The 12,303-nt window shown below is 62.2% G+C and carries 12 protein-coding genes; 5 read left to right on the top strand and 7 right to left on the bottom strand.

The window, feature by feature from the left end:
* Positions 1 to 63: 63 nt before the first annotated feature.
* The 3 genes from GTP55_RS00615 to GTP55_RS00625 are packed head-to-tail and all read right to left on the bottom strand — an operon-like array spanning position 64 to position 5,066.
* Positions 64 to 744, bottom strand: a complete 681-nt coding sequence (locus tag GTP55_RS00615) for a response regulator transcription factor (RefSeq protein ID WP_110845902.1) — start codon at positions 742 to 744, stop codon at positions 64 to 66.
* Between the two features lie 53 nt (positions 745 to 797).
* The gene (locus GTP55_RS00620; RefSeq protein WP_161043079.1) at positions 798 to 1,934 is read right to left on the bottom strand and encodes a PAS domain-containing sensor histidine kinase; all 1,137 of its coding nucleotides are present in this window, start codon (positions 1,932 to 1,934) and stop codon (positions 798 to 800) included.
* Positions 1,935 to 1,937: 3 nt separating this feature from the next.
* Complete coding sequence (locus GTP55_RS00625) at positions 1,938 to 5,066, bottom strand: DEAD/DEAH box helicase (protein WP_161043080.1); 3,129 nt, start codon at positions 5,064 to 5,066, stop codon at positions 1,938 to 1,940.
* 196 nt (positions 5,067 to 5,262) lie between these two features.
* Here GTP55_RS00625 and GTP55_RS00630 point away from each other — a divergent pair, with 196 nt between their 5' ends.
* Positions 5,263 to 7,611, top strand: a complete 2,349-nt coding sequence (locus tag GTP55_RS00630; protein WP_161043081.1) for a Tex family protein — start codon at positions 5,263 to 5,265, stop codon at positions 7,609 to 7,611.
* Positions 7,612 to 7,630: 19 nt separating this feature from the next.
* Here GTP55_RS00630 and GTP55_RS00635 read toward each other — a convergent pair whose 3' ends face one another.
* Positions 7,631 to 8,146, bottom strand: a complete 516-nt coding sequence (locus GTP55_RS00635; protein WP_161043082.1) for a DUF2812 domain-containing protein — start codon at positions 8,144 to 8,146, stop codon at positions 7,631 to 7,633.
* A gap of 15 nt (positions 8,147 to 8,161) precedes the next feature.
* A complete protein-coding gene (locus GTP55_RS00640) occupies positions 8,162 to 8,482 on the bottom strand; it encodes a PadR family transcriptional regulator (protein WP_161043083.1) in 321 nt (106 codons plus the stop codon).
* A gap of 128 nt (positions 8,483 to 8,610) precedes the next feature.
* On the opposite strand from GTP55_RS00640, the gene grxD reads away from it, so the two are divergent.
* Positions 8,611 to 8,922 (top strand): Grx4 family monothiol glutaredoxin, encoded by a 312-nt coding sequence (gene grxD / locus GTP55_RS00645; protein WP_110845908.1) that lies wholly within the window; start codon positions 8,611 to 8,613, stop codon positions 8,920 to 8,922.
* On the top strand, positions 8,915 to 9,523 hold the full coding sequence (locus GTP55_RS00650; protein ID WP_161043084.1) for a UbiX family flavin prenyltransferase: 609 nt from the start codon (positions 8,915 to 8,917) through the stop codon (positions 9,521 to 9,523). Before grxD ends, GTP55_RS00650 begins: the two co-directional genes overlap by 8 nt.
* A gap of 15 nt (positions 9,524 to 9,538) precedes the next feature.
* On the opposite strand, the gene GTP55_RS29495 is transcribed toward GTP55_RS00650, so the two are convergent.
* The gene (locus GTP55_RS29495) at positions 9,539 to 9,709 is read right to left on the bottom strand and encodes a hypothetical protein (protein ID WP_169112204.1); all 171 of its coding nucleotides are present in this window, start codon (positions 9,707 to 9,709) and stop codon (positions 9,539 to 9,541) included.
* 218 nt (positions 9,710 to 9,927) lie between these two features.
* Positions 9,928 to 10,335 carry a hypothetical protein gene (locus tag GTP55_RS00655; RefSeq protein WP_110845910.1) on the bottom strand — a complete coding sequence of 136 codons (408 nt, stop codon included), beginning with the start codon at positions 10,333 to 10,335 and terminating at the stop codon, positions 9,928 to 9,930.
* Between the two features lie 306 nt (positions 10,336 to 10,641).
* Between GTP55_RS00655 and GTP55_RS00660 the strand changes: the two genes are divergently transcribed.
* Entirely contained in the window at positions 10,642 to 11,031 is a 390-nt protein-coding gene (locus GTP55_RS00660) for a MerR family transcriptional regulator (RefSeq protein WP_110845911.1), read from the top strand.
* Positions 11,032 to 11,108: 77 nt separating this feature from the next.
* On the top strand, positions 11,109 to 12,293 hold the full coding sequence (locus GTP55_RS00665; protein WP_161043085.1) for an isovaleryl-CoA dehydrogenase: 1,185 nt from the start codon (positions 11,109 to 11,111) through the stop codon (positions 12,291 to 12,293).
* Positions 12,294 to 12,303 lie beyond the last annotated feature (10 nt).

Here is a 12,303-nt window from a genome sequence, read left to right on the forward strand (position 1 = left end):
ACAGATAACAAAAAAGGGTAGATCGAAATACGATTCTACCCTTGTTGCTTGACTCTGTCCCTATTAAGACAGGTTGAAACTGGCCGACAGGCTGTAGCCTTCGCCGTAGGCGCTGCGCAGCGGCAAGTCCTGGCCAAGGCCGGTACGGGCTTTCTTGCGCAGGCGATACACCAGCATATCGACGCGGCGGCCGGCATCCGGATCGTCGCCGCCAATGCCGGCCACGATGACCTGGCGCGGCACCGGCCGGGTATTGATGGTCAGCAGGTGCAGGAAATTGCATTCCTTCTCGGTCAGCGTGATCGCCATGCCTTGCAGCTCAAGTTGGCGAGCGCTTACTTTCAGCGTCCACTTGCTCGGCAGCGGGATGGTCTCCTGCGGGCCGACGCGACGGTCGAGCGCCTCAATGTGCGCCGCCAGTTCCGGGAATTTGATAGGCTTGGTCAGGTAGTGGTCCGCGCCCAGGCGCAGGCCCAGGATGCGGTTGTCGAACGCCACCCGGCCGGTCAGCACCAGCAAGCCGATCTGCGGATACAGCTGGCGCATGCGTGGGATGACGTTGAAGCCATCCTCGTCCGGCAGGCCCAGGTCCAGCACGACCACGCCAACGTTGCCCTGGCTCAAAGCCGACCACATGTCGCTGGCGTTGTTGGTGATGTGCACTTCGTGTTCAAGCTCAGTCAGGAACTCCGCCATCTCCTCGGCGTAGTCCAGATTGTCTTCCACGATGAGTATTTGCGTCATTGATGCGCCACTTCGTTCAATTGTTGAGCAATTGTGCCCAAGACTTGGGACAATCAGCTTGCGTCTGGGGAATTATCACTGCTGGCCCCGGCCCGCGCAAGGCTTTTCCCGGCATTGGCCGCGATGGGCAGCCAAATCCGAAATTCCGTGCCGCTTTCAGAAACATTTCTCGCAGAAACAGTGCCACCGTGCACATCAACAATGGAACGCGCCATATACAGGCCCAGGCCCGATCCCGCCACACTGGCGGCATTGCTACCCCTGAACGCTTTGTCGAACACCTTGGGCAAATCCGCCTCCGGTATGCCGGCGCCATGATCGCGCACCAGCAGCTCGACGCCACCTTCCGTTGCAATTCTCCCCACCAATTCTATCGGAATATTATCGTCTGTGTACTTTATTGCATTGTCCAACAACATTTCCAGACATAAACGCATGCCGGAGGGGTCGCAACGCATCCATTGCGGCAAGCCTTCGGTGCGCACGGTGACCTGTTTTCGGCGCCGCTGGGCCTGTTCGGCGGCGGTTTGCAACAGCGTGGCGGGATTGACTTCGTTGGGCTGGCGCTCGCGGCCGATGCTGGCCATGCGGTCCGGCGACAGGTATTCGTCCAGCATCGCCAGCATGCGGTCGACTGCGGTCTGGATCTTGCGGTAGCGCTTGCGCGTGCCTTCGTCGTGGTGGGCGCCGGTCATTTCCAGCCGCTGCACGGCGCCGTCGATGGTCGACAGCGGCGTGCGGAATTCGTGCGACAGCATGGAGGCAAACTTTTTCTGCTGCGCCGCCAGCTCGCGCCGGGCGCTCAAATCGCGCACCACGCCGACCACGGTGGTCGGCACGCCGTTGCCGTCGAGGATCAGCGTCGATTCGATTTCGACCGGCACCGTGCGGCCGTCGGCGTGCGCCAACTCGGTTTCACGCAGCAAGCGACGACGGCTCAGATCGCCATCGGCGTAGCGCGCCAGCCGCGCCTGCAAGTCCTTGAGCAGGCCGTGGGCCAGCGTTCGCGCGGTTTCCAACGTGTAGCCGAACTGCCGTTCGGCCGCCGGGCTCAGCCAGGTCAGCTGGAGCGTGGCGCAGTCGGCCATCCAGCTGATCTCGCTGCTGTGTTCCAGCAGCAGCCGGTAGCGGGCCTCGTTGGCTTGCGACTGCTGCAGTGCCGCCTGGAGTGCCGCTATCGTCTGCGTCATGATTTACTCCACCAAGGGTGCGAAGATCTGTTGCAGGTCTTCCTGGGTCAAGGCCATCTTCTGCGATTCGCCTTCGGCCAGGATCGATTGCGCCAGGTCCGATTTCTTCTGTTGCAAGACCTGGATCTTCTCTTCCAGCGTGCCCTTGGCGATCAGCTTGTACACGAACACCGGCTTGTCCTGGCCGATACGCCAGGCGCGATCGGTGGCCTGATTTTCCGCCGCCGGGTTCCACCACGGATCATAGTGGATAACCGTATCGGCCGCCGTCAGGTTGAGGCCAACGCCGCCGGCTTTCAGCGAAATCAGGAAAATCGGCACCGCGCCCTGCTGGAAGGCCGCCACTTGCGCGCTGCGGTCCTTGGTCTCGCCGGTCAGCAGCGCGTACGGAATGTCGCGCGCTTCCAGCTCTTCCTGGATCAGCTCGAGCATGCTGGTGAATTGCGAGAACACCAGGATCTTGCGCTTTTCTTCCAGCAAATCTTCGATCATCTGCATCAGATCGATCAGCTTGGCCGAGCCGGCCGCCTGCTGTTTCTTGGTGGTGGACTTGACCAGGCGCGGATCGCAGCAGACCTGGCGCAGTTTGAGCAGCGCTTCCAGGATCACGATCTGGCTGCGCGCCACGCCCTTGCGGTCGATTTCGTCGCGCACTTTCTGATCCATGGCCAGGCGCACGGTCTCGTACAGGTCGCGCTGGGCGCCGGTCAGTTCGACCTTGCGCACCATCTCGGTCTTCGGCGGCAGTTCCTTGGCCACGTTGTCCTTGGTCCGGCGCAGCAGGAACGGCTTGATGCGGCGGTTCAGCAGCGCGCGCCGCAACGGATCGTCGGCGCGCTCGATCGGATGGCGAAACACCGTGTTGAAGCCCTTCTCATCGCCCAGCAGGCCGGGCAGCAGGAAGTGGAATTGCGACCACAGCTCGCCCAGGTGATTCTCCAGCGGCGTGCCCGACAGGCACAACCGGTGACGGGCGCGCAGCAGGCCGGCGCTCTGAGCCGCCTTGGAGCGGGTGTTCTTGATGTAGTGCGACTCGTCCAGGATCACCAGGTGGAAATCGTGCTCGCGCAGCTTTTCCTCGTCGCGCGGCAGCAGCGCGTAGGTGGTCAGCACCAGGTCGGCTTCTTCGATCTGGTCGAACTGCCCCATGCGGTCCTTGCCTTGCAGCAGCAGCACCTTCAGGCCGGGCGCGAAACGCGCCGCTTCCTCCTGCCAGTTGCCCATCAGGCTGGTAGGGGCGATGACCAGCGCCGGCGCCGTCAAGCGGCCGGCTTCCTTCTCGACCAGGATGTGGGCCAGCGTTTGCACCGTCTTGCCCAGGCCCATGTCATCGGCCAGAATGCCGGCAAAGCCGTATTCGCGCAGGAACTGCATCCACGACAGGCCATCGGTTTGATAGTCACGCAGCGTGGCTTGCAGGCCGGCCGGGGTCGCGACCCGCGTCACCGAACCGAACTGGTTGAGGCGGGCGCCCATGTCGCGCAATGCCTCGCCGCCGGTCCATTGCAACTCGACATTGCGGGCCAGCTCGTCCAGCCGGGCCGCGTCCAGCGTGGCCATGTGCACCGAGTTCTTGATTTTGTCGCTGAAATACAACTCGCCCAGCGTATTCAGGATCGGCCGCACCCGGCCCCACGGCAGCGCGACGCGCGAACCGTCCGCCAGCGTGGCCAGCATCTGGTCTTCGGCGCCGTGCTGGGCGATGACTTTCGGGTTGAAATCGTTGGGGGCGTTGCGGATCAGCTGCACCAGCACCGGCAGCAGCGGCACCCGCTCCTGGTTGACCATGATGCCCAGCTCCAGATCGAACCAGGCATGGCCGCCGTCGGCCGGATCCTCCACCACCTCGGCGTACCAGTCGCCGACTTCCACCGTGTCATAGCGGTATTTGGCGGTTTTCTCGATTTTCCAGCCCGCTTCCTTCAGCGCGGCGATGCCGTCGCGGGCGAAGCGTATCCATTCCGCCTGGCTCGGCAGCAACACCGCGCCCTTCAGGCTGCTCAGCGGCAGCGTGGTCGGCGCGATGAAATGACGCTCGGTCAGCAGCGATAGCGCGGCCTGCTCGGCCGCGCTATCGCGCTGGATGATCTCGGTGACTTCTCCCTTTTGGCGGACCACGCGCTGCGACGGATCGAACGATACCCGCTCGCCGTCGTAATCGTAGGACAGCACGGCGAAATCATGCCAGCGTTGCAGCGAACCGTCGGCCAGCATCGCCGCTTCCAGCGTCAGCACCGGGCGCGGCTTGACGTCGTCGCGCATGCGCTGCGGCAGCGGTTGCGGCAGCGGCATCAGCCCTTGCAGGCCGTGCGCCAGCAGCAGTTGCGACACCCGCATCTTGTCGTTGTTGGTCAGCAACGGCGCCTGCGCCACCAGCGCCTGCAGGTCGGCCAGCGGAATCGTGGCGCCGCCCTGGTTCAATTGCAGCACGCCGCATGACAGGTTATCGATATACCACGGCGGATCGGTCGGCAGCATATAGTCGACCTGGTCGGCGCCGACATGCTTGGCGCCCGGCGGCGGCGCCACTTGCCAGCCCAGCCGCAGGCCCTTGCCTTCCTCGCGCCAGGCCAGGTTGGCCTCGCGCAACACGCCGCCCTTGAGCGGATACACCAGGCCGTTGCCGACGTCAGCCCACGAGTTCGCCCACAGCAATTTGTCCTGCTCGGCCAGCATATTCAGCAGCGCCGCGCCGATCTTGCCGCGCGGCTCGGTAGCCGAGCCGGTCTGGGAATTCTGCCCGCTGCGCATGGCGACGAAGAAGCGGATCAGGTCTTCGTCGTTCGGCGTCATGAAGGTGGGCGGAGTCGACAGCAGCGAGAACACTTCGCTGACCGGGCTGGCCGCCGCCACGTCGCCGTTCGGCCGCAGCCGCGCCTTGTACAGGCACAGCGCCACATGGCGGCCACCGCTGGTCGGGGCCAGCACATAAATCAGCTTGTATTGGGTCTGCTTGGGGTCGTTATCGACCGGCGGCGGAGTGAGCTTGGCTTTCGGGTGCGCTGCCGCATCCACACGCTGCAGCCAGGTGGCGACAGCGTACGACAATTGATTCGCGGGCGGCGCAGGGCGCGTTGGGGCCGGTGCTGGAGCAGCAGGGGCGGCAGGGGCGTCGTCGCGGGTAAAATCCATAGGTCGCATTGTTGTTCAAAGATGGTTCAAAAACGGCAACAGGCAATATTATCCGCCATTGACGCGTTCGTGTTTACGTATTCTTGCTAAAAACCTGTCGATCAAAGTGGGCTTGCCCACGTTCCCATGGCAAAAGCATGGAAACCGGGTGCCGATGTCGTATTATTCCGGGCTTGTCTGTCTAGGATTTCTCACCATGTTGCCTTCCATTGAACAACGTCTCGCCCTCGAACTGTCTGCCAAACCGGCCCAGGTAGTTGCCGCCGTCGCCCTGTTGGACGAAGGGGCCACCGTACCCTTCATCGCCCGTTACCGCAAGGAAGTCACTGGCGGCCTGGATGACGTCCAATTGCGCCTGCTCGAAGAGCGCCTGCGCTACCTGCGCGAGCTGGAAGACCGCCGCGCCAGCATCATCGCCTCCATCACCGAGCAAAACAAAATGACACCGGTCTTATTAGATGCTGTCATGCACGCAGAAGACAAGACCCGCCTGGAAGACTTATATCTTCCCTACAAGCAAAAACGCCGCACCAAGGCCCAGATCGCCATCGAAGCCGGCCTGGCGCCGCTGGCCGACGGCCTGCTGGCCAACCCGGACCTGAATCCGGAGACCGAAGCGGCCAAATTCCTGCGCGACGCCTTCACCACCACCGACGGCAACAATCCGGGCGTGGCCGACACCAAGGCCGCGCTGGACGGCGCCCGCCAGATCCTGATGGAACGTTTTGCCGAAGATGCTACCCTGCTTCAGTCGCTGCGGGAATATGTCCAAGAGCATGGCATCGTCGAATCGAAGGTTATTGAAGGTAAGCAAGAAGAAGGTGAAAAGTTCGCCGACTATTTCGATTACAGCGAAAACCTGTCGTCGGTGCCGTCGCACCGGGCGCTGGCGCTGATGCGCGGCCGCCGCGAGGGCGTGCTGGACGTCACCCTACGGCTCGACTCCGAACCGGAAAAACCAAAGTGGGACGCGCCGCACAATCCGTGCGAAAGCCGCATCGGCGCCCGTTTCGGCATCAAGAGCAGCGGCCGCCCGGCCGACAAATGGCTGGCCGACACCGCCCGCTGGACCTGGCGCGTGAAAAGCTTCATGCATCTCGAAACCGAACTGATGGGCGCGCTGCGCGAGAAATCCGAGCTGGACGCCATCACCGTCTTCGCTACCAACTTGAAAGCCTTGCTGCTGGCGGCTCCGGCCGGCCAGCGCGCCACCATGGGCCTGGACCCGGGCCTGCGCACCGGGGTTAAAGTTGCTGTGGTGGACGCCACTGGCAAGGTGGTCGACACCACCGTCATTTACCCGCACCAGCCGAAGAACGACTGGGAAGGCTCGCTGCACACGCTGGGCAAGCTGGCCGCCAAGCACAATGTGTCGCTGATTTCGATCGGCAACGGCACCGCCTCGCGCGAAACCGACAAACTGGCGCAAGACCTGCTCAAGCGCTTCCCCGAGCAGAAAATGAACAAGATCGTCGTCTCCGAAGCGGGCGCGTCGGTGTATTCGGCGTCGGAATACGCATCGAAGGAACTGCCCGACATGGATGTGTCACTGCGTGGCGCGGTGTCGATCGCGCGCCGCCTGCAAGATCCGCTGGCCGAACTGGTCAAGATCGATCCGAAATCGATCGGCGTCGGCCAGTACCAGCACGATGTGTCGCAGACCCAGCTGGCGCGCACGCTGGACGCGGTGGTCGAGGATTGCGTGAATGCGGTCGGCGTGGATGTCAACACCGCTTCGGCGCCGCTGCTGGCGCGCGTGTCGGGCCTGTCGTCGTCGGTGGCGACGGCGATTGTCAGCTACCGCGACGTCAAGGGCGCGTTCACCTCGCGCGCGGCGCTGAAATCGGTGCCGCGCCTGGGCGACAAGACCTTTGAACAGGCGGCCGGCTTCCTGCGCGTGATGGGCGGCGACAATCCGCTGGACGCCTCGGCGGTGCACCCGGAATCGTATCCGCTGGTGGAAAAAATCCTCGGCGATATACAGAAGGACATCAAGGCGGTGATCGGCGACAGCGCGCTGATCAAGCGCTTGCAGCCGGCCAAATATGCCGACGAGAAATTCGGCGTGCCGACCATTACCGACATCCTGAAGGAGCTGGAAAAGCCGGGCCGCGATCCGCGTCCGGAATTCACCACCGCCACCTTCAAGGAAGGCGTGGAGGAAATCCGCGACCTGCGTCCGGACATGATTCTGGAAGGGGTGGTGACCAACGTCGCCGCGTTTGGCGCGTTTGTCGACATCGGCGTCCACCAGGACGGGCTGGTGCACATCTCGGCGCTGTCCAACACCTTCGTCAAGGACCCGCACGCGGTGGTCAAAGCCGGCCAGGTGGTCAAGGTCAAGGTGCTGGAAGTGGACGAGAAGCGCAAGCGAATCGCCCTGACCATGCGCCTGTCCGACAGCGCGCCGCAAGCCGGTTCCCAGCCACAGCAGCGCGGCGACCGCAACGACCGCCGCGCCATGGGCCAGCAACAGAAGCAGCAGACCCGCGAACCGGCAGCCAGCGGCAGCATGGCCGCCGCCTTCGCCAAGCTGCGCGGCTAGGCTGAATCCGGGGCGCCGCTCAGGCGCCCTGGACCTCTTTCATGCGCTTCGACAGTTTGGCCAGCGCGACCAGGCCGACCACGGCGGTGCCGACGAACATGCCCCAGGCCAGCCCTTCGGCGTATTCGTGCCGGGCCGGAATCAGCCAGTACGCCAACGCCTCGGCCGCCACAATCAGCGCAAACAAACGGATTACGCGCAGGTATTTGGCGGCGTTATCGGCGCGCTGGGTGAAAATCTCGGTGCTGGCGCCGGCCGTGCGCGCCTTGCGCCAGCAATGCCAGCCCACCGTCGACGTCACCAGCTCCCAGCCGGCATCCTGGAACAGCTGCCGGTATTCAGCATTCGGGCCGAAGTAGCGCACATCCCAGCGATACGCCATATCGGCCGGCGCGCCGCGCTCGAACGTGTGCACGCAGCACATATTGGTGCTGCGCAGATGCAGGCCTTGCGCCGCCATTTCCTGCAGCCACTGCTGATGTTCCTCATCCTGCCACACGTACCACACCTTGAATTTCCGTACCAGCTTGCCCATGACTGCTCCTTAAAATTAAGCTGCGTGCTGCAACGCGCGCGCATTGTCCAGCATGATTTCCAGCCGGCGCACCTGCTCCGCCAGCACCGCCTTGCCCAGTTCCGTCAGCGCATAAACCTTGCGCCGTTCCTGCTCCGCCACCTTGACGATCAGCGCCTGCTTTTCCAGCGTGCCGAACACCCCGTACAGGGTGCCCGGCCCGAGCGTGACGCTGCCGGCGCTCATGCTGTCCACCTTCTGCATCAGAGCGTAGCCGTGCATCGGCTGGGTCAGCGCCAGCATCACGTAAAACGTCGCTTCCGAGACGGGCAGGTATTTACTGTAGTTAATATCCATCTCTGTATCGCCTTTCGCTATATCGAGTCTCGATATACATAATACATGGATTTTTTTGGACGTCAACACGCCAGAGGCACATTTCTTATAAAATGTCGGCATCCGATATTTAATTCACCGAGGCAGCTATGAGCGACGTACAAACCTGGATCAAAGAAACCGTGACCAACACCCCGGTGGTGCTGTTCATGAAGGGCACCGCCCAGTTCCCGCAATGCGGCTTCTCCGGCCGCGCCATCCAGATCCTGAAAGCCTGCGGCGTCGAGAACATTGCTACCGTCAACGTGCTGGAAGATCCGGAAGTCCGTCAGGGCATCAAGGACTACTCGAACTGGCCAACCATCCCTCAGCTGTACGTGAAGGGTGAGTTCGTCGGCGGTTCGGACATCATGAACGAGATGTTTGAGTCGGGCGAGCTGAAGGCCCTGCTGGATGCCTGATCGGCCCAAGCGGATTGTTATCGCCATCACCGGCGCCACCGGCGCGGTGTATGGCGTGCGTCTGCTGCAGCATTTGCAACACCTTGATGGCGTCGAGACGCATCTGATCGTCTCCGAAGCCGCCGTCCTCACGCTGCACCAGGAAACTGGCTTGCAGCGGCGCGAGGTCGAATCCCTGGCCCATGTGGTGCACAAGGTGCGCGACGTCGGCGCCTCGATTGCCAGCGGCTCGTTCCAGAGCGACGGCATGATCATCGCTCCCTGCTCGATGAAAACCCTGGCGTCGGTGGCCCATGGCCTGTCCGACAACCTGATCGCGCGCGCGGCCGACGTGGTGCTCAAGGAGCGCCGCCGGCTGGTGTTGATGGTGAGGGAGACCCCGTTCAATCTGGCGCACTTGCGCAACATGACGGCGGTCACGGAAATGGGCGGCATCATCTTCCCGCCGCTGCCGAGTTTTTATCACAACCCGCAGAGCATTGAGGAGATGGTCGACCACACGGTGGCCCGCGTGATCGATTTATTCGGCATTGAACATGCGTTGGCGCCGCGCTGGGCCGGTCTCAAGGGACAGGCCGCCGGCGACATCTCAGAGCGTTAGCGCTTCCGCGCTGGTTCAGCGAATATCGTAGTTCGAACTGCTGGCACGCTTCAATTCCCGCGCTTCTTCCACCATGCGACGATGGGCGATGCGTTTGCGCATCACTTCGGCATGCTGTTCGGCGGTCATCGGTGGGGCGGTCATTAAATCTTTCAGCTGTGCGACATTGCTGTAGTTGCTTTTCATAAGACGGCTCAAAGCATGACTCCCCAAAAAATAGGTACTGCCCTATTGTGCCTTAAATCCGTGTCGCAACCATGACAATTCGCAAACGTAGCGAAAATAAAAAGCGTTTGGCCTCGTCCGAACAAAAACCGGCAGACCGTGAAACTAGTTTCATGCATGTAAAGGTCCGCCAGCGCTAAACCTGGTTCCCCTATTTCCGTAGTAATACGTAAAAATAACTACTTTTGGTAGTTGACACGCACCAGCATCCGGATAAATTCCCGCGCAATCTGGCGATGATGCTCGTCCAGCCGCTGCAAATCGGCGATCAGTTTGACGTCGGCCGATTCAAAGCGCGACAGGTTGGCGCCGTTGTCGCCGTTCGGCGCGCCTTCTTCCGGGCCGCCAAAGCGCAACCACTCGGCCGGCACGCCCAGCCATTGGGCGATCATGCGCAGCTTCTCCTGCGTGGGGATCGCCTCGCCAACCAGCCATTTGCGGGCGGCGTGCACGGTAATGGGGCGACCATCGAACCGAATATTGAATTCGCGCGCTAGCCGGGTCGGGCTGTCGGGCGAATAATGGGCGTTCTTGAGAGCCTGTTGGAGTCGCTGGCTAAAGCTTTCGCGTTCATTAGAGGAATTCATATTGACACTATTTCACGTTGCTTCATGAAAGTCAGTCTCTGCGGGAATCGCCTCAACTGTGACTTTATGGGATTTTATAATTAACATTTATCCTCTGCCAGTACCACCGTCAGTGGAATAACCAGGCGAATTTTATTCGGTCCAGAAGCGCGGATGAATATCATCCTGCCGCGCTGCCTTTCACGTCGCACGATACCATTGCGCATGCCTGCGGTCACGCTGAGGCCGCTGGCAGATGCGGCAACGGTGTGTTTCGCGCTACAATGACTTTGCCGTTAACGTAAACGGAAACTACTTAGACCACCCATGTCCACCTACACCATTACCGAACTGGCGCGCGAATTCGACATCACCGCGCGCGCAATCCGCTTTTACGAAGACCAGGGCCTGCTGAGCCCGTCGCGTGAAGGCGCCGGCGGCCGCAACCGCGTCTACACGCCGCGCGACCGCACCCGGCTCAAGCTGACCCTGCGCGGCAAGCGCCTCGGCCTGTCGCTGGCCGAAATCAAGAGCCTGGTCGACATGTACGAGACGCCCAAGGATTCGGCGGCACAGATGCACCGCTTCCTGACCGTGCTGGCGCAGCACCGCGAAACGCTGGAACAACAGCGCGAAGACATCGAAATGTCGCTGGCCGAGATCCAGGCCCACGAAGACGAATGCAAACGCATGCTGGAAGCCCACGCCGTGACGTGAGCACTGCTTGACGTTTACGTTAACGTCACATCGGCGTATCATGGCCGCTCCGGACCCAAAACAGAATAGAGGAAGACATGCTCCATCTCCCAGGCCTGACCTTTGACCATGGCGAGGATATCGCCGCGCTGCGCGAGGCCGTGCAGCAATTCGCCGCCGCCGAGATCGCCCCGCGCGCGGCCGAAATCGACCGCAGCGACCAGTTCCCGATGGACCTGTGGCGCAAGATGGGCGAACTGGGCGTGCTCGGCATCACCGTGCCGGAAGAGTACGGCGGCGCCAACATGGGCTACCTGGCCCACATCGTGGCGATGGAGGAAATCTCGCGCGCCTCGGCCTCGGTCGGCCTGTCGTATGGCGCCCACTCGAACCTGTGCGTCAACCAGATCAAGCGCAACGGCACCGAAGAACAAAAACAAAAATACCTGCCCAAGCTGATTTCCGGCGAGTACATCGGCGCGCTGGCCATGTCCGAGCCGAACGCCGGTTCCGACGTGGTCAGCATGAAGCTGCGCGCCGAGTTCAAGGGCGACCGCTGGGTGCTGAACGGCACCAAGATGTGGATCACCAACGGCCCCGACGCCGACGTGCTGGTGGTCTACGCCAAGAACGATCTGGAAGCCGGTCCGAAAGGCATGACCGCCTTCCTGATCGAAAAAGGCTACAAGGGCTTCTCGATCGCGCAGAAGCTCGACAAGCTGGGCATGCGCGGTTCGCACACCGGCGAGCTGGTGTTTGAGGATTGCGAAGTGCCGGCCGAGAACGTGCTGGGCGGCCTGGGCAAGGGCGTCAACGTGCTGATGTCCGGCCTCGACTTCGAACGCACCGTGCTGTCCGGCGGCCCGCTGGGCATCATGCAGGCGTGCATGGACGTGGTGGTGCCCTACACCCACGACCGCAAACAGTTCGGCCAGCCGATCGGCGAGTTCCAGCTGATGCAAGGCAAAATCGCCGACATGTACTCGACCATGATGGCGTCCAAGGCGTATGTGTACGCGGTCGGCCAGGCCTGCGACCGCGCCACCTCGCCGGAGCAGATCCGCAACCTGCGCAAGGACGCCGCTGGCGCCATCCTGTACAGCGCCGAGAAGGCCACCTGGATGGCCGGCGAGGCGATCCAGACGCTGGGCGGCAATGGCTACATCAATGAATATCCCGTCGGCCGCCTGTGGCGCGACGCCAAGCTGTATGAAATCGGCGCCGGCACCAGCGAAATCCGCCGCATGCTGATCGGCCGCGAGCTGTTCGCCGAAACCCGTTAATGGAGATTTG

The sequence above is a fragment of the Duganella margarita genome, assembly GCF_009857535.1.
Lineage (GTDB): Bacteria > Pseudomonadota > Gammaproteobacteria > Burkholderiales > Burkholderiaceae_D > Rugamonas > Rugamonas margarita.